Source organism: Janthinobacterium sp. BJB401 (assembly GCF_013372745.1).
In the GTDB taxonomy this organism is placed as follows: domain Bacteria; phylum Pseudomonadota; class Gammaproteobacteria; order Burkholderiales; family Burkholderiaceae_D; genus Janthinobacterium; species Janthinobacterium rivuli.
Map to the genome: position 1 here is coordinate 20044 of NZ_JABXFH010000028.1, position 20982 is coordinate 41025.

Below are 20982 nucleotides of genomic sequence, written 5' to 3' on the forward strand. Positions count from 1 at the left end.
TGTCGTATCCCCATGTTAAATTAGTTGCATTGAAGAAATTTCAATGTGCGCGTCATGCCGCGCTACTTTTTTCATTTCATCTGAATGGGATCATTACATGTTTTCACCGCAAATCCATCTTCTTGAGGTACTGCCTACCATCAGGCAATTGCTCCAGACTTATCAGCAGCCGCAAGAGTGGTTGGCCGGCGTGGAACAGCAAACGCGCCATTTCCTGGTGCGTGTACCTTTCGTGGGGGCGTTCAGTAGCGGAAAATCGAGCTTGTTGAATGCCTTGATGGGGGAAAGCTTGCTGTCGACGAATGTCGATCCGCAGACCTCAATTCCTGCGGAACTCGCATACGGCAAGCCGGAACGCTTTACCTTATGTTTTCCTGATAACACAGTCAGGCCATTGGCGCGCAGCCAGGTATTGGAGCTGCAAGCTGGCCAGGCACCGGCAGGCACTTGGCTGGACTTGCATGTGGAATGCGATACCTTGGCTCGGCTGCCCCATTTGAAACTGGTCGACATGCCAGGCTGGGACTCGGGCAATGGGCAGCACGGACGCGCCATCGACGATTACGTCGAGCGCAGCCTGGCTTATTGCATCGTGGTCAGCGCGGAGGAAGGTGGTCTGCATGCAAGTATCCGTGCTGCCCTGGCGGAGTTGCAGTTGCATGACATGCCGGTGATCGCGGTCATCAGCAAGGCTGATAAAAAGTCGCCTGACGATGTGCAGGAGGTGGCGCGCCAGGTGGCCCGGGAGATTGAAGGCATTTCTGGACGGGCACCTTTACGGGTAGTGACAGTTTCAGCGCGCACGCATATGGTGCACGAGCTCGATGATGCGCTGCAGGAACTCGAAGCGTTGGCTGAGCCATTGTTCTTGCATTCGGTCACCAGGCCCTTCGTTGCCCGCCTGCGCCCATTGGTCCAGTATCTGGATGTATTGCTCAATCGAGAAGATCTGGACCGGGAAAAAATCGTTCTCGAAAAGATGCGTGTTGCAGAGGAAATAAAACTGTTTGAAACGCGGCTGGGGCAAGAAACCGCACAGCTCGACGCCAGCTTGCCTGCCGTCCTGGAAGCCATCCTCCTGCATGTGCGTAATCGTTTGCACGAGCAGCTTGAGGCATGGACGGTTGCCGCATTGGCTGGTCGTGACGTGAGCGTGCAGATTGACCAGGCCATCCGCCTGGGCATGACCAGTGGCATCCAGGCCGAATTTGATGTGGTCATGCGCCGCTATTTCGAGCGTGTCGGAGATTTTACGCCGGCTGTGCTGGATATCGACCTGCGTATTCCTGAAGGTGCTTCGGTGGCGAAAGACACGGATGCGGGTCTTGATCGCGCGATGATACAAATGGTGGCGGATCAAGCCATCGATTTGCTTGCAAACCGGTTTCCTGTTGCAAAAGTGCTCAAGCCATTGTTGCTGGGTTTGATAGACATGCTGCAGCGGATCTTTGCCAATCGCGGCAAGGCTGAAGTTGCTCAAGCGCAGCGTCATGAGGAAATTCGCATGCATCTGCTCAACCAGGTTTTCCCGCAAATACAGCAGGCCGCGCGTACCGCCTTGCAAACGACGTTGCAGGCGCATGTACAGCAGGCCAAAGCTGGTATTGTTGCTGCAGCAGAACAGCAACTGGCCCAGCGTCAGGCAGCGCTGGCCATGCTTGATGCCGACCTGGCGCAAGGCGATATGGCGTTCCAGCAGAAGCGTCGGCAGTATGAGACTGATCGCCACACGGTCCAGTCCATTATCGACGCTTGTGAGCAGGCATGAGCGTGCTGTCGCCAGACGAGATCGAAGCGCGATATCGTCTGTTATGTCGCGTCACCGCTGGTGAGCCAGCCGCCGCAGGCGCGGCCGTCATCAATGACGAGTTCGATGCGCTGCAGCAGCTTGTCCGACACGATTTGATGGAACTGGCGCGGCATGGCGCACCGTCTGATTTCAGCCAGATCGTCGCGGCACTGGAAGAGGGATTGGGACAGTTGCAGCAGCTGTGTGGCTTTCCTCTGCTGGCCGGGAGAAAGACCGTCGGCGTCGGTGGCTCGTTCAGCGCCGGTAAATCCAGCCTGATCAACGCCCTGCTTGGTCAGCAATTGCTGGCCGTCGAGATCGATCCCACCACCGCGCTGCCGACCTATTTGTTGCAACATCAACAAAGCGCGATTCTTGCGCTCAATTGCCTGTTGCAGAAGGTCGAATTGAGCAAGTCGGAGTTTCTCAGCCTGACGCATGGTGAGCAGGAAGCGTACGGCAGCAATGCAGGGGTGATGTTGCAAAGCGCCCTGTATGCGGTACCGGAATTTCCATGGCCTGAGCTGGCCCTGATTGACGTGCCTGGCTATTCCAAACCAGATGGCAACGTTCTCAAAGCGCGTACCGATGCCAGGATCGCCCACGCACAACTGAGTGCGGCGCAGGCCGTGATCTGGGTCGTATCGGTCGAAGCTGGCGGCATCTCGGAACAAGACCTGGTGTTCCTGGCGTCGCTGCCCCGTGAGATGGCATGCCTGATTGTCGTCAGCCGTGCCGACAAGCGCGACCCGCAGTCCGTGGCGGCGGTCGTGAAGGGTATTGGCGAGGCCGTATCGGCACGCGGCATTGCGGTGCTCGCCGTGGTGCCTGTGTCCACGCGGGACAGTCAGGCTTATCCCTTGTCAGCCGTGCGCGAACAATTGCAGCGCTGGAATGATGAGCTGCCTGCAATAGGTCCTGCCGAGCGCTTCAAAAGCCAGTTTTTTCGTTATGAGCGTTACCTTGCGCATGAAGCACAGCAGCGCCGCCGCCAGCTGGGCCTGATGAAGCGGATACTGGCTTTGTCCACCGAGGTGGAAGCGCAGCACGATGCCGGCGAGCTGCTTGCCGAGATGCAGCTCGCGCTGGAATGGGCGCTCAGGCAGGCGGCGGACCTGCAGGCGTTCCAGCAGCGCTTCTTTGCTCACTTGCATACGCTGGTGCAGGTCAGCGGCATGGCGGTGCCGGCCGGTGCCGGTGCGGGACAGGGCTGCCTTCCCCCGCTCGACTTGCTATCGCTGTTGCGTGCATTGCATGCACCCGCCCATGCATCGCAAGTGCATCGCCGCCATCTTGCCTTGCTCAGCCGCCCGGCTGACGCGACACGGCGGCCGTCGCTGTTGCGGCGTACGTCGCAGCGCTACCTGCCACTGCTGCAGCCTTACTCGGCGGCTGCTGAAGCCAGCAATGCCGCGCGCTTGCTGCACCTGGGAAGCCGCCCGGCCACCGTGCGCATCCTGTCTTTTTAATACGCTACACCCTCAGGAAAAATCATGAATTCCCATCATTTTGACTTGCCGCGATTGCTGCGCGATACCGATGCCCTCAAAGTGGAAATGTTTCCCTTGCCGCCGCATTTTGCAATCGCCTGCGATGAATATACGCGCCTGTGCCATGCCAGCGCCGTGGCCGCGACGCTGTTGGCCGATCAACCCATCAGCGAGACGGAAGGCCGCTTGTTCGATATGTTGCTGACCTCGCTGGGGCTGGCTGAGCGGCGAAATACCGTCTGGCAGATGGCCGCCGATCTGAACCGGGATAGCCTGCGTGAATTCTTGCAGGCGGTCCAGCAGCACCAACTGGCGTCCAGCTTCATGCTCGACGTCCTGGTCCTGTGCCGGCTGGACGGCCCGCTGTCGCAACCGCAGCTGACTTTGCTGTCAGAGCTGGCCGAATTGTTGCAGCTGCCCGAGGATGAATTGCTGGTACTGACTTTCTGGGCATCGAAAATATTGGGTCTGCCGTTTGATACGGCGTTGCCTGAGAACTGCTTTGTTTCCGTTTTTGTCACTATGCACAGCGGGCAAAAAAACCACGTTTCCGGCGGATCTGGCAGCATGCTTTTTCATGGCTTTGAGGTTGAAAAGCAATTTGCTCAACCCGGCGAAATGCTGGCCGCGGAGCAACTGATTTTGATCTCCAATGAGATTGCTCAAGGTGAAAAAATGCTTGTCCGAAAAGCGAGCAGCAGGCGGGCGGGCTACTTGCACAAAGTACTATTGAAAAAGGGGGACTTCCTGAAAGGCGGCGAGCTCGCTGCCTCATTCCTGCCTTTTTCGCCAGCCTATGCGGTGTGGCGCGAGGCCGTGGGGATCCCCGCAGTCGCACCGTAAGGTGCTGCATCAGCTTTCCCCATACCTATCATCGCAGGAAGAATTGAATGAATCATCAATTGATGGATTTCGAGCGCCAGCTCAACGGCGTGTGCGCAGCGCTGGAAGCCTGGCGCAGCACGCATTTTCAGCACGAAATCAGTGCGCTTGGCGTACAGCGCCAGGATTTCCTGACGCAAATGACACGCTTCGACGAGGCACGGCAGCATTTAAGCATCGGCATCATCGGCCAGGTCAAGGCAGGGAAAAGCAGCTTTCTGAATGCCTTGCTGTTTGATGGCCGCCCCGTGCTGCCCGAAGCTGCCACGCCGAAGACGGCCAATCTGACGCGCATTGCGCATGGCCCGGCGCCGGTGCTGACGGTGGAATACTACAGCCCGCAGGAATGGGCCGGTGTCGTTGACATGGCGGCAGGCGTGGCGCAAGACGATGGCGCCAGGGTCGCGCGTGAACTGGTCAGCATGGCCCGTGACAGTGGTGTCGATATCGCCGCCACCCTGGACAAGGGCAGCGAGCGGCTGGTCGCCACGCATGCGGAACAGCTGCCGCTCAATGACTACGCAGGCGAGAACGGCCGCTATACGGCCTTGGTCAAGGCCACCAGCCTTGAACTGCCCATGGAGGAACTGCGCGGGCTCGATCTTGTCGACACGCCGGGCATGAATGATCCGGTGATCAGCCGCACGCAAAAGACCAAGGAATACATGGCGCAGTGCGACGTGGTGTTTTTCCTGTCGCGCTGCAGCCAGTTCCTGGATCAGTCCGATACCGATCTGCTGCATCTGCAATTGCCAGGCAAAGGCGTCAAGCGCATCGTACTGGTCGCCGGGCAGTACGATTCCGTGCTGCTCGATGATGGCTATGACCGCAGCTCGCTCGCCGCCACCGAAGATAATATCAAGTCGCGGCTGTCGCGGCGTGCGGCGCAGGCAATGGACAAGCTTGCCAATGAACGCCAGGCGCAAGGCCGTGGCGAACTGGCGGCCATGCTCCATGGCCTGCGTGCGCCCGTCTTTGCCAGTACCTTTGCGCATGGCTTTGCCAGTTGGCCGGAGCATCGCTGGAACAAGAACATGCATCATGTGCATGGCCAGATGCAGGCGATGGCAAGGCAATGCTGGAATGGCGCAGTCATCAGCAACGAAGACTGGGCCCGGCTGGCCAACTTTGATGCGCTCAAGGCCGCATATGAGCAGGCACGGCTCGACAAGCACGACCTGCTGGAGCAGCAGCGCCAGGACGTCTTGCCGCGTGCACGGCGTGAACTCGGCATGTGTTTGCGTGAGTTGACGGATGCGGTGCAACGGCGCGCCCAGCAACTGCAAACAGGCGATCTTGCCACCCTGGAGCGCCAGCGCCAGGCCTGTGAGCACCGTATCGCCGATATCGTCACCTGCCTGACACAGGAAATTGACAAGCATACACAGGCCGCACGGCGCACCAGAGACACCATGCTGGCGCAATTGAAAGGCGCCATGGCCGACTTTTCCAACCTGAAAGAAAAATCGGGAACGGAAACCCATACCACATCGCATGAAGTGAGCACCTCGCGCTGGTATAACCCTTTTTCCTGGGGCAATACCGAGACCGTTTATCGCAGCTATACCAGCAGCTATACATATATGGCTGCGGCCGATGCTGTGGAACAAGTGTTGACGTATGGCCGCACCAGCGCCGCCGATATCGAGCAGGCTTTCGCCCGCGTCGTCAACCGCGGGGAACTGCTGGCTGCCTTGCGCAGCGCATTGTTACGCGCCCTCGATACCGATGATGCGGCTTTCGATCCAGGCCACTTTCGCCGAACCTTGCAAGCGTCGATGGAGCGCCTGGTGTTACCCGAGCTGCAACTGGAGGTCAGCGGTATCGGTGCCGGTATCGGTAGCCGTTTCAAGGGTGAAATACGTGACCCCGAGCATATGGCGCGCTTGAGGGCGTCGCTGACCCAAGCCTTGCAGGATGTCTTCCAGGATATTGGTAGTGCTTTTGAGCTTGGCGTAGCGCAGTTGTGTCAGCAGCTCGATGGCGTTCGTGCCTCGCTGGAGCAGCAAATGGTGGCGGATCTACGGCAGGAGTTGTCGTCCTTGCGGCAGGCGTTTGCAGACAAGGAAAATGAGCTCGCGATTGGCGCCAGGATTGCCGTGCTCGCGGCCGGCGTGCTTGCCACCCTTGAGACTCAAGCCTGACAATCAAGCGGTCAGGCACCTGAAACCGCTTATCGCCCAGGCGGGTGACTGGCCGGCAAAGGCTGCCCCGCGACTGGTAAAATGGCGCTATTCGCAATGACCGCCTGAGAGCAGCCGCCATGTCCACACTCGATCACACCCCAGTCGCCGTTCCATCTTCCATCACCATCACCCGGCCGGATGACTGGCATCTGCACCTGCGCGACGGTGCCGTCATGGCCAGCGTGCTGCCGCACAGCGCGCGCCAGTTCGGCCGCGCCATCGTCATGCCGAACCTGAAACCGCCCGTCACCACCACGGCCGATGCCAGCGCCTACCGCGAGCGCATCCTGGCCGCCGTGCCGCAAGGCGTAAACTTCGATCCGCTGATGGTGCTGTACCTGACGAACAACACTTCGCCCGACGAAATCCGCCGCGCGCAAGATAGCGGCATCGTGCAGGCCGTGAAACTGTATCCGGCTGGCGCCACGACGAATTCCGACCTGGGCGTGACGGATCTGAAGAATTGCTACAAGGTGCTCGAAGTAATGCAGGAAGTGGGCATGCCCTTCCTCGTGCACGGCGAAGTGACGGATCCGGAAATCGACATTTTCGACCGCGAAGCCGTCTTCATCGAGCGCGTGATGCGTCCGCTGCGCAGCGCCTTCCCGGCCCTGTCCGTCGTGTTCGAGCACATCACCACCAAGGATGCGGCGCAGTACGTGGCCGAAGCGGAAGGCCCGATCGCCGCCACCATCACGGCGCATCATCTGCTGTACAACCGCAATGAGATTTTCAAGGGCGGCATCCGCCCCCATTACTACTGCCTGCCCATCCTGAAGCGTGAAGAGCACCGCCTGGCACTGATGACGGCCGCCGCCAGCGGCGATGAGCGATTCTTCCTCGGCACGGATTCGGCGCCGCATGCGCAGGGCGCCAAGGAAATGGCCTGCGGCTGCGCCGGCTGCTACACGGCCCTGCACGCGATGGAAATGTATGCGGAAGCGTTCGAACGGGCCGGCGCGCTCGATAAACTGGAAGCGTTTGCCAGCTTCCACGGCCCGGCTTTCTACGGCGTGCCGCGCAACACGGACACCATCACCCTGAAGCGCGAAAGCTGGACCTTGCCGGCCTCGCTGCCGCTGGGCGACAGCCATGTCATTCCGCTCAACGCGGGCGAGCAGATCAACTGGAAAATGGTCTAAGCGTTCATGCTGCCATCGATAGACTGGACCCGCCCCTGGTTTGCCACGGTGCTGCCGGCGCGACGGCAGCTGGATCTGCAGCGCGACACGGTGATTGCCGCGCTGAACGCACGGGCGCGGGCGCTGGACTTGCGCAATCCCACCGGCCTGCCGCTGGCTTTCGTGCCGCAAGCGGACCTGCCCGAAGGCGTGGCCTACGAAGAGTTCATCGGCGCGACGGGCGGCGTGCCCACGCGCGACAATCTGCACGATTTTTTCAACGCGCTCGTGTGGCTCACCTTCCCCCGCATCAAGCGGCAATTGAACGCGCTGCAGGCGGCGCAGATCGCCCTGTCCGGCGTCGGAAAATCGCGTGGTCCCGCGCGCGATGGCGCGACGATCTTTGACGAGAACTCCGCCTTGGTGGTGCTGCGCGACAGCGACGCAGGGCGCGCGCTGGACGCGGCCTTGCGCGGGCACGACTGGCGCAGCGCGTTCATCGCGCAGCGCGACAAATTTGGCGCGGGCGGCGACGCCGATGTCTGGCTGTTTGGCCACGCGCTGATGGAAAAACTGGTAGCGCCGCGCAAGGCCATCACGGCGCACACGCGCGTGATCTTCGCCGGCGACGCCTACTTTGCGCTCGACGATGCGGCACGCCGCGCCTGGCTCGACGAGCGGGTGGCGCAAGACCTGGCGCAGCAAGGCCTCACCACGGCGGACTTCACGCCGCTGCCCGTACTGGGTTTGCCCGGCTGGTGCGAAGGCCAGGACGACGATTTTTACAATGACGCGGCGGTGTTCCGCCCGAAGCGCAAGGTGGCTGGCGCAGAAAGAGATCAATAGCATGGAAAATACCGTCCGCTGGGGCATCCTCGGCACCGGCAAGATCGCCCGCGCGATGGCCAATGGCTTGCGTGACGCGCCCGGTGCGCAACTGGTGGCGGTCGCCTCGCGCAGCGAGGCTGGCGCACAGGCTTTCGGCGCCGAATTCGGCATCGGGCATTGCCACGGTTCCTACGAGGCGCTGGCCATGGACCCTGACGTGGACGTGATCTACATCGCCACGCCGCACACCCTGCATGCTGAAAATGCCTTGCTGTGCCTGGCCGCCGGCAAGCACGTCGTGTGCGAAAAACCGTTCACCATGAATGCGCGCGAAGCGCAGGCCGTGGTCGACATGGCGCGCGAGAAAAAGCTGTTTTTGATGGAAGCCATGTGGAGCCGCTTCCTGCCCGCCGTGCAGGAAGCGCAGCAAATCATCGCCAGCGGCGAGATCGGCGTGCTGCAGCAGGTGCAGGCCGATATCGGCTTTGTCGCCAATTTCCCGCCCGAACACCGCATGTTCAACCCGGAACTGGGTGGCGGTGCGTTGCTCGACGTGGGCATTTATCCGCTGTCGATGGCGGCCTTCTTCCTCGGCCCCGTAACGCAGGTGCAGGCGCTGGCCGAGATGGGCGCCACCGGTGTCGATGAGCAGGTCGTGTTTTCGCTGCTGCACGCCGGCGGCGGCACCTCGTCCTGCGCCTGCAGCCTGCGCGCGCAGACGCCGACGGAAATGACCATTTCCGGCAGCCTGGGACGCATCCGCCTGCCCAGCCGTTTCTACAAGCCCGACCACCTGATCGTCGAAGCGATGGATGGCGCACGCCGCGTTGTCGCCGCGCCGCACCTGGGCAATGGCTATGCGCACGAGGCCATCGAAGCGATGCGCTGCATCCGCGCCGGCCTGCTGGAAAGCCCCCTCATGCCGCACGCCGACAGCGTGGCGCTGATGCACAACCTTGACACCATGCGCCGCCAGATCGGCCTCGTCTACCAAGCCGACCAGGCGTAAACAGGAACCCCATGACATTGCACTCATCCCGTCCCAGCCTGAAAACTGTTCTCATCGCCAGCGGCGTCGTCCTGACCCTGGCGATGGGCGTGCGCCACGGCCTGGGCTTCTGGATGCAGCCAATCTCGCAAGCGAATGGCTGGACGCGCGAAACGTATTCGCTGGCGCTGGCCATGCAAAACCTGATGTGGGGCGTCTTCGGCCCGTTCGCCGGCATGGCGGCCGACCGTTTCGGCACCATGCGCGTCGTCATCGTCGGCGCCATCAGCTACATGGCGGGCCTCGTGTGGATGGCGCTCGTCACGCAGCCGACCCTGTTCATCGTCGGTTCCGGCATCTTTATCGGCCTGGCGCTGGCCTGCACGGCGTTTGGCGCCATCAGCGGCATCATCGGCCGTAGCGCGCCGCCCGAGCAGCGCTCGTGGGCCTTCGGCATTTCGTCGGCGGCTGGCTCGTTCGGCCAGTTCCTGATGATGCCGGTGGAGCAGCAGCTGATCTCCGCCGTGGGCTGGCAAAACGCCTTTTATGTGCTGGCCGCGCTGGTGCTGCTGGCCATGATCCCGATGGCCTTCTACCTGCGCGAGCCGCCCGTCTCACACGCCAGCGGCCCGCAGCAAAGCGTGGGCGCCGCCTTCAGCGAAGCCATCGCCAGCCGTTCGTTCTGGCTGCTGCTGGCAGGGTATTTTGTCTGCGGTTTCCAGCTGGTCTTCATCGGCGTGCACTTGCCGGCCTACCTGAAGGATCAAGGCCTGATGAACCCGAACGTCGCCGTCACGGCGCTGGCGCTGATTGGCCTGTTCAACATCGTCGGCTCCTACTACGCTGGTAAACTCGGCGGCAAGATCGCCAAGCGCTACCTGCTGTCGGCCATCTACGTGACGCGCGCCGTGGTCATCACTGCGTTCCTGCTGGCGCCATTGTCGGCGTGGTCCGTGTACCTGTTCGCCGCCGGCATGGGCGTGCTGTGGCTGTCGACCGTGCCGCTGACGAACGGCATCATCGCCGGCATCTTCGGCGTGAAGCATTTGTCGATGCTGGCCGGGATGGTGTTCTTCTCGCACCAGGTGGGCAGTTTCCTCGGTGCCTGGCTGGGCGGCTATCTGTACGAGCACCAGGGCAGTTACCACATCGTGTGGATGATCACCATCGGTCTGGGCTTGCTGGCCGCGCTGATCAACCTGCCCATCGACGAGCGCGCCGTCAAGCGCGTGGCGGTGGCCGCGTAATGGCCAGCTGGCGCACATGGCTGTGGCGTCTGGCTGGCGCCGCGCTGCTGGCCCTCGTCTTCCTGGCCTATCTGCGCCCCGACTTCATGCTCGACCTGGCGAACCGCTTCTGGATGTGCATGTAGGCTGCGCGGGCGCAATGCGCTTTGTGAAAAGTCGGATTACGCTATGAGTCGGATTACGCTACGCTAATCCGACCTACCCGACCTGCCGCCGCGTATATCGCGTAGGTCGGATTAGGCCAAAGGCCGTAATCCGACAACACCCGAAAATAAACAATACCAACGGCGCTTAGGCCGAAGGCCGTAATCCGACAATCCTCGGAAACTATGCGAAACCATGCGATACCGACGCGCATCCCAGCCAGGCGGCAGCTTTTTCTTCACGGTGGTGACGGCCCACCGCCGGCCTGTTTTTTCATCGACAACAGCCGTGAATTTGCTGCGCGACGCTTTCCGCGCCGTGCGCCATAAACGGCCATTCGCTATCGATGCCATCGTCATCCTGCCTGACCATCTGCACTGCATCTGGACCTTGCCGGATAGTGATGCCGATTTCATGACGCGCTGGAGGCTGATCAAGACGTGGTTCAGCAAGCATGCAGAATTTAAAGACGTTTGGCAGCACCGCTTCTGGGAGCATGTGCTGCGTGACGAGAGCGACTTCGCAAACCACGTCGATTACATCCACTACAACCCCGTCAAGCATGGTCTTGTGAGTAAAGCCATCGATTGGCCGTATTCCAGTTTTCACCGGTATGCAAGGCAGGGATGGTGTGCCGCGGATTGGGGCGGAGATGGTGTGGATGTGGCGGGTGTCGGGCGGGAGTAGGCGGGGTCAACAATGTTGTCGGATTACGCTACGCTAATCCGACCTACCGTTTGCGTCGTGAGTAGGTCGGATTAGCGCAAAGCGCGTAATCCGACATGCAATGTAAGAGCTACACCTTCAAAAATTCCTCTTTCCCACCCAGCCAGCGCGCCAGGTGCGCTTCGACGGTGGCCGCTGCGGCGGCCGTGGTGGCGTGCAGCAAATCGTGCGCCACGTCGCGGGCCTGGTCTACCAGCCATTGATCCGTTTCCAGGTCGGCGAAGCGCAGCATGGCCTGGCCGGACTGGCGCGCGCCGAGGAATTCGCCGGGGCCGCGGATTTCCAGGTCGCGGCGCGCGATTTCAAAACCGTCCGTCGTCTCGCGCATGGTCATCAAACGCTGGCGCGCCACGCCGCCCAAGGGACCCTGGTACAGCAGCAGGCAGACGCTGGCCGCCGTGCCGCGGCCCACGCGGCCGCGCAGCTGGTGCAGCTGCGACAAGCCAAAACGCTCGGCATGCTCGATCACCATCAGCGAGGCGTTCGGCACGTCGACGCCCACCTCGATAACGGTGGTGGCCACCAGCACGTGGATATGCCCGGCGATGAAGGCATCCATCACTTCCTGCTTTTCCGCCGGTTTCAAACGGCCGTGCACGAGGCCCACCTGCAGCGCGGGCAGGGCTTCGGCCAGCATCATGTAGGTGTCGGTGGCCGTCTGCAGCTGCAGCGCTTCCGACTCCTCGATCAGCGGGCAGACCCAGTACACCTGCCGCCCTTCCAGCGCGGCCGCATACACGCGGGCGATGACTTCATCGCGCCGGTTCTGGTCGACGGCGCGCGTGACGATGGGACTGCGTCCGGGCGGCAGCTCGTCGATCACGGACACTTCCAGGTCGGCGTAATACGTCATGGCCAGGGTGCGCGGGATCGGCGTGGCCGACATCATGAGCTGGTGCGGCACGGCCGCGCTGTCGCCCTTGTTGCGCAGGGTCAGGCGCTGGCCCACGCCGAAGCGGTGCTGCTCGTCGACGATGACCAGGCCCAGTTTGGCAAACAGCACGTTGTCCTGGATCAGCGCATGCGTGCCGATCACCAGCTGCGCTTCGCCCGATTCGATCAGGGCCAGCGCCGCCGTCTTTTCCTTTTTCTTCAGGCTGCCCGTCAGCCACGCCACCTTCACGCCCAGCGGCTCCATCCAGGCGGCGATCTTGCGGAAGTGCTGCTCCGCCAGAATCTCCGTGGGCGCCATCAGCGCGGCCTGGTAGCCGCTGTCGATCGCTTGCGTGGCCGACAACGCGGCGACGACCGTCTTGCCGCTGCCGACGTCGCCCTGCAGCAGACGCTGCATCGGGTACGGCTGGTGCAGATCGGCGCGGATTTCCTCGAGCACGCGCGCCTGCGCGCCCGTCAGCTTGAAGGGCAGGGCGGCGCCGAAGGCATTCGATAAATTGCCGACGATGGGCAGGGAGGCCGCGCCCTTCGAGCGGCGCGCGCGCTGGGCGCGTTTGAGCGACAGCTGCTGCGCCAGCAGTTCATCGAACTTCATGCGCACCCAGGCCGGGTGCGAGCGGTCCATCAGCGCGCTTTCATCGATGTCCTGCGGCGGATAGTGCAGCAGGTGCACGGCGGCGCGGAACGGCGACAGCTGCATCTGCTGCAACAGCTCGTCCGGCAAGGTGTCCTGCCAGTCGATGCGACGCATGGCGTCGGCGATCTCGCGCCGCAGCACGTGCTGCGACAGGCCTTCGCCGGACGGGTACACGGGCGTCAGGGCCGTCGGTAGCGGCGCGCCTTCGTTGACGACCTTATACGTCGGGTGCACCATCTCGGCGCCGAAAAAGCCGTGTTTGAGTTCGGCGCGCGCACGCACGCGCGTGCCCTCGGCCAGCTGCTTGACTTGGCTGCCATAAAAATTCATGAAGCGCAGCAGCAAATTGCCCGTTTCGTCGGCGATCGTCACCAGCAATTGCTTGCGCGGCTTGAAATTGACTTCGCACTTGGTGACGATGCCCTCGACTTGCCACGACTCGCCACCGCGCAGGCAGGCGTCGCGTATGGTGTAGACCTTGGTCTCGTCCTCGTAGCGCATCGGCAGGTGCAGCACCAGGTCCATATCCGTGCGCAAGCCCAGTTTGGCCAGCCGGCTTTCCGTGCTGACCACTTTTTTGACGGCTTTCGGCTTCGCGGCCGGCTTGGCTGCGGGAGGAAGATCGGGCTTTGGATCGGACATATGCAAGGTTTTGGTGCCGCTAGCGTAAAATAGAGGGTTGTCCGGCACACCCTGTGCGTACCGCAGTTGTAAATTGTTGCGGCGGATTATTGTAATGCCTGTATAGGCGCACAGTATAGTGCCAGATGTTCCATTGCGCACTCCTAATCATTTTTGACGTACTTTTGAAGCAAAACGCATGTATTCGCTTTCCGATTTCGATTTTAATTTGCCGCAAGAAAACATTGCGCAAACTCCATTGGCCGAGCGCAGCGCCTCGCGCCTGTTGCATCTGGACGGCGACGCCCTGGTCGACCGCAGCTTTGCCGACATCGTCGGGCTGTTGCAGGCGGGTGACCTGCTGGTGATGAACGATACGCGCGTACTCAAGGCGCGCTTCTTTGGCGTCAAGGAAAGCGGCGGCAAGATCGAGGCGCTGGTCGAGCGCGTGCTCGATGACCGTACCGTGCTGGCCCAGGTGCGCGCGTCGAAGTCGCCGCCGCCCGGTTGCCGCATCCGCCTGGCCAATGCCTTCGATGTCACGGTCGGCCAGCGCGCCGGCGAATTCTTTACCTTGCACTTCGAGGCCGACGTGTTCGAGCTGATCGAGGCGCATGGCCGCTTGCCGCTGCCGCCGTACATCGAACACGATGCGGACGAATTCGACGAAACGCGCTATCAGACCGTCTTCAACAAGGTGCCCGGCGCCGTGGCCGCGCCGACGGCCGGCCTGCATTTCGACCAGGCCCTGCTCGACCAGTTGAAGGCCAAGGGCGTCAACTTTGCCTATGTGACCCTGCACGTGGGCGCGGGCACCTTCCAGCCCGTGCGCACGGAAGTGCTGGCCGAACACAAGATGCATACCGAGTGGTACACCATGCCGCAGGAAACCGTCGACGCCGTGCGCGCCGCCCAACTTGCCGGGCGCGACGTGGTGGCCGTCGGCACGACCAGCTTGCGCGCGCTGGAATCGGCCTCGCAAAGCGGCCAGCTGGTGGCGGGCAGCGCCGATACGGCCCTGTTCATCACGCCCGGCTATGCGTTTAAAACGGTGACGCGTTTGATCACCAACTTCCATTTGCCGAAGTCGACCCTGCTGATGCTGGTGTCGGCCTTTGCCGGCTATGCGCCGATCCGCAGCGCCTACGCGCATGCGATCGCGCAGAATTACCGTTTCTTCAGCTATGGCGACGCGATGCTGCTCACCACGCAATCGCGCGCTCCGTTGAACCTTGATACTCCCGTGAAAGACTGACATGCTGGAATTTAAACTACTCAAGACCGATACGAGCGGCCTGACCAAGGCACGCCGCGGCACCTTGAAACTCAACCATGGCGTCGTGCAGACGCCGATCTTCATGCCAGTGGGCACTTACGGCTCCGTGAAAGCCATGTCGCCGCTGGAACTGAACGAGATCGACGCGCAGATCATTTTGGGCAACACCTTTCACCTGTGGTTGCGTCCTGGCAACACCGTCATGGAAAAATTCGGCGGCTTGCATGGCTTCATGGGCTGGAACAAGCCGATTTTGACGGATTCGGGCGGTTTCCAGGTGTTTTCGCTGGGCGCCATGCGCAAGATCACGGAAGAGGGCGTGCATTTCAATTCGCCCATCAATGGCGATAAATTGTTCCTCTCGCCGGAAGTGTCGATGCAGGTGCAGCGCGTCTTGAATTCCGACATCGTCATGCAGTTCGACGAATGCACGCCATACGAAATCCAGGGCCGCCCGGCCACCATCGAGGAAGCGGCCAAGTCCATGCGCATGTCCTTGCGCTGGGCGCAGCGCTCGAAGGACGAGTTCCACCGCGGTGAAAACCCGAATGCGCTGTTCGGCATCGTGCAGGGCGGCATGTTCGAAATGCTGCGCGACGAATCGCTGGCCAAGCTGGAAGAAATCGATTTCCCCGGCATCGCCATCGGCGGCCTGTCCGTCGGCGAGCCGAAGGAAGACATGATGCGCATGCTGGCCCACGTGGGCCCGCGCCTGCCGGCCAACAAACCTCATTATCTGATGGGTGTGGGCACGCCGGAAGACCTGGTGGCCGGTGTCTCGAACGGCATCGACATGTTCGACTGCGTCATGCCGACGCGTAACGCCCGCAATGGCTGGCTGTTCACCCGTTTTGGCGACATCAAGATCAAGAACGCCAAGTACAAGGAAGACCAGGCGCCGCTGGACGAGACCTGCAGCTGCTACGCCTGCCGCAATTTCTCGCGCGCCTACCTGCACCATTTGCACCGCTCCAAGGAAATCCTCGGCGCGCGTTTGAATACCATCCACAACCTGCATTACTACCTGGACCTGATGCGCCAGATGCGCGAAGCGCTGGACGAAGACCGTTTCCACGCGTTTACGCTGCAATTCCATGCGGAACGCGCACGCGGAACTTAAGAAAACCTTAGCTTGCGTCCCGGCGGCGGCATGGCCGGAAGTTTTGTGTATTGGTGCTTGGACTGGGGCGATAAAGCATTGCATAATGCTTTTTTAGCCCCATTTAAAGTTGCCATGGCTGCAATTCGGGTTATGACGTATAGCCAATGCTAGAATACAGCGCTATTTTTTCAAACTGATTAGAACTGGAGTCACCGTGTTTTTCATTTCCAACGCTTATGCGCAAGCCCCAACCGAAGCCCTGGGCCTCGGCGGCAACCTGACCAGCTTCCTGCCGCTGGTATTGATGTTCGTGGTCATGTATTTCCTGATGATCCGCCCACAGCAAAAACGCGCCAAAGAACAACGGGCGATGATGGACGCGCTGGCCAAGGGTGACGAAGTCGTCACCGCCGGCGGCATGCTGGGCCGTGTTGTCAAGGTAGTGGACGCTTACGTCACCATCGAAGTGGCGGCCGGCACCGAAATCACGGTGCAAAAGAGCTCCATTACCACCTTGCTGCCTAAAGGCACCCTGAAGGCACTGTAATTCCTCGCTGTCATTGCTTCTGCAATGACAGACCCGGGGCGGCTATCCGCCGCCCCTCGGGACGCCTCCGACGCTCAACACTGAACGCTGAATCACTATGAATCGCTATCCTGCCTGGAAATACATCATCATCGTCGTCGCCTTATTGCTGGGCGCACTTTATACGGCGCCCAATTATTTCGGTGAGTCACCGGCGCTGCAAGTAACCAGCGGCAAGTCGACCGTCAAAGTGACGGGCGATCTGATGACGCAAGTCGAGCAAATATTGACGAAAGAAAACGTCAAGTCGGAAGGTGTCACCATGGATGGCGCCGGCAACCTCGCCTCCGTGCGCGTGCGTTTCGCCGATCCCGATACCCAGTTCAAGGCGAAACTGGTGCTGGAAAAGGACCTCAATCCCGATTCCACCGATCCCGCGTACATCGTGACGGTCAACCTGCAAGCCAATACCCCGATGTGGATGCAAAAGCTGCATGCCTTGCCCATGTTCCTGGGCCTGGACTTGCGCGGCGGCGTGCACTTCCTGATGCAGGTCGATGCGAAAGCAGTACTGAACAAGAAAGTCCAGGGCGTCCAGTCCGCTTCGCGTAGCGTGTTGCGCGACAAGAATATCCGCCACGCCGGCATCGAGCGCGTGGGCGACAGCGTGCAGATCAACTTCCGCGATGCGGAAACGCGTGTGAAAGCTAAAAATGTCCTGTCCGACCAGATGACGGAGCTGACGTTTGCCGATGCGGGCGAAGGCAGCGACCTGAAACTGAACATCACCCTGAAGCCTGCCGCCCTGAAGGCGACCATCGACGAAGGCGTGAAACAGAATATCTCCACCCTGTCCAAGCGCGTCAACGAGCTGGGCGTGGCCGAGCCGCTGATCCAGCAGCAAGGCCCTGACCGCATCGTGGTGCAATTGCCTGGCGTGCAGGACGTGGCCCGCGCGAAAGCCATCATCGGCCGCACGGCGACCCTGGAAGTGCGCCTGGTCGATGAAAGCATCGTGCCTGGCACCGAACTGTCGAGCGCCATTCCATTCAACTCGGAACTGTTCACCGTCGGCAAGGGCGTGCCTGTCGTGCTGGCGAAAGACGTGATCCTGACGGGCGACTATATCTCCAGCGCCACGGCCAGCTTCGACCAGAACCAGCAGGCTGCCGTGTCGATCGACCTGAACGGCGACGGCGGACGCAAGATGCGCGAAGCGACGCGCGAAAGAGTCGGCAAGCGCATGGCCATCGTGCTGTTTGAAAAGGGCAAGCCGGAAGTGCTGTCGGTTGCCACCATCCAGCAGGAACTCGGTTCGCGCTTCCAGATCACCGGCATGGGCGGCGCGGAAAACGCCAACGAACTGGCGCTGCTGCTGCGCTCGGGCGCCCTGTCCGCACCGATGACCGTCATCGAAGAACGCACGATCGGACCGCAACTGGGCGCGGAAAACATCGCCAAGGGCTTCCATTCGACCCTGTACGGCTTCATCGCCATCGCCATCTTCATGATCGCCTATTACATGCTGTTCGGCGCCTTCAGCGTGCTGGCCCTGGCCACCAACCTGCTGTTGCTGGTCGGCTTGCTGTCGATGATCCAGGTGACCCTGACACTGCCAGGTATCGCCGCTATCGCGCTGGCGCTGGGCATGGCGATTGACGCCAACGTGCTGATCAATGAACGTATCCGTGAAGAGCTGCGTGCCGGCAATACGCCGCAAGCGGCGATCGCCGCCGGCTTCGACCGCGCCTGGGCCACGATTCTGGACTCGAACGTGACCACCCTGATCGTCGGCCTGGCACTGCTGGCCTTCGGCAGCGGTCCCGTGCGCGGCTTCGCCGTGGTGCATTGCCTGGGCATCCTGACCTCGATGTTCTCCTCCGTCTTCGTCTCGCGCGGCGTGGTCAACCTCTGGTATGGCCGCAAGAAAAAGCTGACGACCTTGTCGATCGGCACGGTGTGGGTACCGGGCGCCAGTAAATAAACGGCGGCCCAGACTCACTCCATAGCGACAACAGCGATAGCGTCCGGTGGCACAGCCGCCGGACGCACAGAAAAGAACTCAGAGGATTTCATGGAATTTTTCCGGATCAAAAAAGATATTCCCTTCATGCGCCATGCGTTGATTTTCAACGTGATTTCGGCCGTGACCTTCATTGCCGCCGTCTTCTTCCTGTTCCACAAGGGCTTGCACCTGTCCGTGGAATTCAAGGGCGGCACCGTGCTGGAGGTGAAGTACCCGAAAGCGGCCAACCTCGAAGGCATACGTGGCACCCTGATCGGCATGGGCTACGAAGAACCTGGCGTGACCAGCTTCGATACGGCGCGCGACGTCATGATCCGCCTGCCGGTGGAAAAGGGCGTGACTGCCGCGAATACCTCGCAGCGCGTGTTCGAAACCCTGTGCAAGGTCGAGCAAGGCACGACCAAGGGCATCGATACCGTCACCGACAAGGGTGAGCATGTGATCAAGAGCGCCTGTATGGATGCTGCCGGCAATGAAGCGCTGGTGCTGCAGAAAGTCGAATTCGTCGGCCCGCAAGTGGGCGACGAATTGACGCAGAACGGCCTGAATGCGCTGGTGGTGGTGATTCTGGGCGTGATGGCATATCTGGCCGTGCGCTTCGAATGGAAATACGCTGTCTCGGCGATTATCGCCAACTTGCATGACGTGGTGATCATCCTGGGCTTCTTCGCCTTCTTCGAGTGGGAATTCTCGCTGACGGTACTGGCGGCGATCCTGGCGGTGCTCGGCTATTCCGTCAACGAATCGGTGGTGATCTTTGACCGTATCCGCGAAAACTTCCGCAAGCAGCGCAAGGCAACCGTGCATGAAGTGATCGACAACGCGATCACCAGCACCATTTCGCGTACCATCATCACCCACGGCTCGACCCAGATGATGGTGCTGTCGATGCTGGTCTTCGGCGGCCAGACCCTGCACCACTTCGCATTGGCGCTGACCATCGGTATCTGCTTCGGTATTTACTCGTCCGTGTTCGTCGCGGCCTCGATCGCCATGTGGCTGGGCGTCAAGCGCGAAGACTTGATCAAGCCGATCAAGGAAAAAGACGAAACCGACGGCGCCGTGGTGTAAGCGCAGGTTTTTTTTCAGGTCGAATGAAGAACGATCACCGTTTGCGGTGGTCGTTTTTTTTATGGCGGATGACGATGAAGCGTTTTTTATGGGCAGGTGTGATGGCGGGCCTGACGGCGTTGGCCGGCGCCGCCGATTTCAGCCGTACTGGCAGCGGCAGCATTGCCATGCGCGGCCCGGTCGCCGAGGGCGACGTGGACAAGCTGCGGCGGCTGGCCACGCCGGACACCAGGCTGTTGCGCGTCAATAGCGATGCTGGCGATGCGCAGGCGGCGATGCAGCTGGGACGCCTGGTGCGCCAGCTGCGGCTCGATATCGCCATCGACACCGTGTGCGCAGGCAGCTGCGCCCTGTACGTTTTTCCCGCTGCTCGCGGCAAGCGCATTCCGATGGGCGCCGTGCTGGCACTGCAGGAATCGGCGTTCCTTCGCGCGCAGGCGGACCGGGTGCAGCTGCGGCGCACCCTGGTCGAAGCGGGCGTGGCGGCCGAGGACCTGGACAGTGAAACGCAAGCGCTGGCAGCTCAATTGGCAGAGACGGCGGCGCTGGAAGCGGCGTTTGCCTTGGATCTGGGCATCGCCCCTGCCTTTTACCGCGACTTCCGGCAAGTGGCGGCGCAGGCCGAGAGCGTGCGCCAGCGCTTTCCCGACCAGGAGGCGGCCGTCTACTGGTGGCCGGCCGGCACCCGGCTGCGGCGCTGCTACGGTATCGGCGATGTGGACGAAGGGACGCGCGCGGCGCGCCTGGCGCCCGATGGCTACGTGTACGTGCCGGCCCTGTCGGCGCTCGTTATGGGTGACCAGGGCTTGCCTGACTGTTTATGAAACGAGTCCACAGGGCCTCGAGCACGCATTTATCTCGGCGATTTTCGGGCCATCACCTTCCATTTGGCAGCCCAGACGCACTGGAGGCGTCGGAATGCCTCGGCTCTGACCTCCTTCAGAGAAATCAGACGCCGTAGATTGTGGGCGGCGACATTCCAATGGAGCTGTTCGGATCAAGTACGACTTCAAAGTGCAGTGTGTCGTGTTTGCTGACGTGCTCACCTTGATTCTGCACACCAGCTTGTAATGCTTGTCGACGTTGGCCGAGACCTTGTTGCCGAAGCAGGACCGGCCATGCTTCGTGCTCCAGCGCGCATCGACGTTTTTCTGGCCCTGCTTGACTGGAACTCCATCTGCTCGTCGCTCAGGTTAAATAATTGCTCGATCAACAGAATCCGAATCATCACCCGCTCGGGAATGGTGGGCGGCCGCCTTGCTCGCGGCTGTGGCGTGGCACTATTGACCGCATCCGCCAGCGTGGCGAAGTCACGATGCCGCCCCATCAACCGCAGCGTATCGCCAGGCTTGTTCAGCTTCGCTTCGCGCTCTTGGTTGGCAAACAAACTGGTTTTGATCATAAAAATTGAGGCAGAATCATTGTGCC

The 20982-nt window shown here is 61.2% G+C and carries 18 protein-coding genes; 16 read left to right on the forward strand and 2 right to left on the reverse strand.

All coding sequences use genetic code 11. The annotated features are described in order from the left end of the window. Positions 1-97: 97 nt before the first annotated feature. From HWE17_RS17885 to HWE17_RS17925, 10 genes are all read left to right on the forward strand, one after another. Positions 98-1768, forward strand: a complete 1671-nt coding sequence (locus HWE17_RS17885) for a dynamin family protein (protein ID WP_176389656.1) — start codon at positions 98-100, stop codon at positions 1766-1768. Beyond that, positions 1765-3258: a dynamin family protein gene (locus tag HWE17_RS17890; RefSeq protein WP_176389657.1), complete on the forward strand. Its 1494-nt coding sequence runs from the start codon at positions 1765-1767 to the stop codon at positions 3256-3258. Before HWE17_RS17885 ends, HWE17_RS17890 begins: the two co-directional genes overlap by 4 nt. 24 nt (positions 3259-3282) lie before the next feature. Beyond that, positions 3283-4122 (forward strand): hypothetical protein, encoded by an 840-nt coding sequence (locus HWE17_RS17895; RefSeq protein ID WP_176389658.1) that lies wholly within the window; start codon positions 3283-3285, stop codon positions 4120-4122. Between the two features lie 47 nt (positions 4123-4169). Next, positions 4170-6305, forward strand: a complete 2136-nt coding sequence (locus HWE17_RS17900) for a dynamin family protein (RefSeq protein ID WP_176389659.1) — start codon at positions 4170-4172, stop codon at positions 6303-6305. Positions 6306-6424: 119 nt separating this feature from the next. Next, positions 6425-7489: a dihydroorotase gene (gene pyrC / locus HWE17_RS17905; RefSeq protein ID WP_035822857.1), complete on the forward strand. Its 1065-nt coding sequence runs from the start codon at positions 6425-6427 to the stop codon at positions 7487-7489. Positions 7490-7495: 6 nt separating this feature from the next. Continuing rightward, entirely contained in the window at positions 7496-8314 is an 819-nt protein-coding gene (locus tag HWE17_RS17910; protein ID WP_176389660.1) for a DUF3025 domain-containing protein, read from the forward strand. 1 nt (position 8315) lies between these two features. After that, a complete protein-coding gene (locus HWE17_RS17915; protein ID WP_176389661.1) occupies positions 8316-9305 on the forward strand; it encodes a Gfo/Idh/MocA family protein in 990 nt (329 codons plus the stop codon). An 11-nt stretch (positions 9306-9316) separates the two neighbouring features. After that, positions 9317-10531 (forward strand): MFS transporter, encoded by a 1215-nt coding sequence (locus HWE17_RS17920; protein WP_080698372.1) that lies wholly within the window; start codon positions 9317-9319, stop codon positions 10529-10531. Next, a complete protein-coding gene (locus HWE17_RS28720; RefSeq protein ID WP_255206293.1) occupies positions 10531-10656 on the forward strand; it encodes a hypothetical protein in 126 nt (41 codons plus the stop codon). Before HWE17_RS17920 ends, HWE17_RS28720 begins: the two co-directional genes overlap by 1 nt. Positions 10657-10870: 214 nt before the next feature. Next, on the forward strand, positions 10871-11362 hold the full coding sequence (locus tag HWE17_RS17925) for a transposase (protein WP_176389662.1): 492 nt from the start codon (positions 10871-10873) through the stop codon (positions 11360-11362). Positions 11363-11471: 109 nt separating this feature from the next. Here HWE17_RS17925 and recG read toward each other — a convergent pair whose 3' ends face one another. Continuing rightward, complete coding sequence (gene recG / locus HWE17_RS17930) at positions 11472-13574, reverse strand: ATP-dependent DNA helicase RecG (protein WP_176389663.1); 2103 nt, start codon at positions 13572-13574, stop codon at positions 11472-11474. Between the two features lie 178 nt (positions 13575-13752). Here recG and queA point away from each other — a divergent pair, with 178 nt between their 5' ends. The 6 genes from queA to HWE17_RS17960 all read left to right on the forward strand — a co-directional run bounded on the left by queA (position 13753) and on the right by HWE17_RS17960 (position 20378). Beyond that, complete coding sequence (gene queA / locus HWE17_RS17935) at positions 13753-14808, forward strand: tRNA preQ1(34) S-adenosylmethionine ribosyltransferase-isomerase QueA (RefSeq protein ID WP_176389664.1); 1056 nt, start codon at positions 13753-13755, stop codon at positions 14806-14808. 1 nt (position 14809) lies between these two features. After that, positions 14810-15949, forward strand: coding sequence for a tRNA guanosine(34) transglycosylase Tgt (tgt, locus tag HWE17_RS17940; protein ID WP_035822848.1), 1140 nt, complete (start codon positions 14810-14812; stop codon positions 15947-15949). 196 nt (positions 15950-16145) lie between these two features. Next, positions 16146-16478 carry a preprotein translocase subunit YajC gene (gene yajC, locus HWE17_RS17945; protein WP_035822846.1) on the forward strand — a complete coding sequence of 111 codons (333 nt, stop codon included), beginning with the start codon at positions 16146-16148 and terminating at the stop codon, positions 16476-16478. A 97-nt stretch (positions 16479-16575) separates the two neighbouring features. Then, on the forward strand, positions 16576-18441 hold the full coding sequence (gene secD / locus HWE17_RS17950) for a protein translocase subunit SecD (protein WP_035822844.1): 1866 nt from the start codon (positions 16576-16578) through the stop codon (positions 18439-18441). A gap of 90 nt (positions 18442-18531) precedes the next feature. Beyond that, complete coding sequence (secF, locus tag HWE17_RS17955; protein ID WP_035822841.1) at positions 18532-19554, forward strand: protein translocase subunit SecF; 1023 nt, start codon at positions 18532-18534, stop codon at positions 19552-19554. Between the two features lie 74 nt (positions 19555-19628). Continuing rightward, positions 19629-20378: a hypothetical protein gene (locus HWE17_RS17960; RefSeq protein WP_176389665.1), complete on the forward strand. Its 750-nt coding sequence runs from the start codon at positions 19629-19631 to the stop codon at positions 20376-20378. Between the two features lie 218 nt (positions 20379-20596). On the opposite strand, the gene HWE17_RS17965 is transcribed toward HWE17_RS17960, so the two are convergent. Beyond that, on the reverse strand, positions 20597-20956 hold the full coding sequence (locus tag HWE17_RS17965; protein ID WP_176389666.1) for a transposase: 360 nt from the start codon (positions 20954-20956) through the stop codon (positions 20597-20599). Positions 20957-20982 lie beyond the last annotated feature (26 nt).

What these genes read in the sequence shown, in the direction of transcription:
- secF (WP_035822841.1), top strand. Translation starts at nt 18,532, where the DNA reads ATGGAATTTTTCCGGATCAAAAAAGATATTCCCTTCATGCGCCATGCG.
- HWE17_RS17900 (WP_176389659.1), top strand. Translation starts at nt 4,170, where the DNA reads ATGAATCATCAATTGATGGATTTCGAGCGCCAGCTCAACGGCGTGTGC.
- HWE17_RS17915 (WP_176389661.1), top strand. Translation starts at nt 8,316, where the DNA reads ATGGAAAATACCGTCCGCTGGGGCATCCTCGGCACCGGCAAGATCGCC.
- pyrC (WP_035822857.1), top strand. Translation starts at nt 6,425, where the DNA reads ATGTCCACACTCGATCACACCCCAGTCGCCGTTCCATCTTCCATCACC.
- HWE17_RS17895 (WP_176389658.1), top strand. Translation starts at nt 3,283, where the DNA reads ATGAATTCCCATCATTTTGACTTGCCGCGATTGCTGCGCGATACCGAT.
- secD (WP_035822844.1), top strand. Translation starts at nt 16,576, where the DNA reads ATGAATCGCTATCCTGCCTGGAAATACATCATCATCGTCGTCGCCTTA.
- HWE17_RS28720 (WP_255206293.1), top strand. Translation starts at nt 10,531, where the DNA reads ATGGCCAGCTGGCGCACATGGCTGTGGCGTCTGGCTGGCGCCGCGCTG.
- HWE17_RS17885 (WP_176389656.1), top strand. Translation starts at nt 98, where the DNA reads ATGTTTTCACCGCAAATCCATCTTCTTGAGGTACTGCCTACCATCAGG.
- HWE17_RS17890 (WP_176389657.1), top strand. Translation starts at nt 1,765, where the DNA reads ATGAGCGTGCTGTCGCCAGACGAGATCGAAGCGCGATATCGTCTGTTA.
- queA (WP_176389664.1), top strand. Translation starts at nt 13,753, where the DNA reads ATGTATTCGCTTTCCGATTTCGATTTTAATTTGCCGCAAGAAAACATT.
- HWE17_RS17960 (WP_176389665.1), top strand. Translation starts at nt 19,629, where the DNA reads ATGAAGCGTTTTTTATGGGCAGGTGTGATGGCGGGCCTGACGGCGTTG.
- HWE17_RS17920 (WP_080698372.1), top strand. Translation starts at nt 9,317, where the DNA reads ATGACATTGCACTCATCCCGTCCCAGCCTGAAAACTGTTCTCATCGCC.
- HWE17_RS17925 (WP_176389662.1), top strand. Translation starts at nt 10,871, where the DNA reads ATGCGATACCGACGCGCATCCCAGCCAGGCGGCAGCTTTTTCTTCACG.
- recG (WP_176389663.1), bottom strand. Translation starts at nt 13,574, where the DNA reads ATGTCCGATCCAAAGCCCGATCTTCCTCCCGCAGCCAAGCCGGCCGCG.
- HWE17_RS17965 (WP_176389666.1), bottom strand. Translation starts at nt 20,956, where the DNA reads ATGATCAAAACCAGTTTGTTTGCCAACCAAGAGCGCGAAGCGAAGCTG.
- tgt (WP_035822848.1), top strand. Translation starts at nt 14,810, where the DNA reads ATGCTGGAATTTAAACTACTCAAGACCGATACGAGCGGCCTGACCAAG.
- HWE17_RS17910 (WP_176389660.1), top strand. Translation starts at nt 7,496, where the DNA reads ATGCTGCCATCGATAGACTGGACCCGCCCCTGGTTTGCCACGGTGCTG.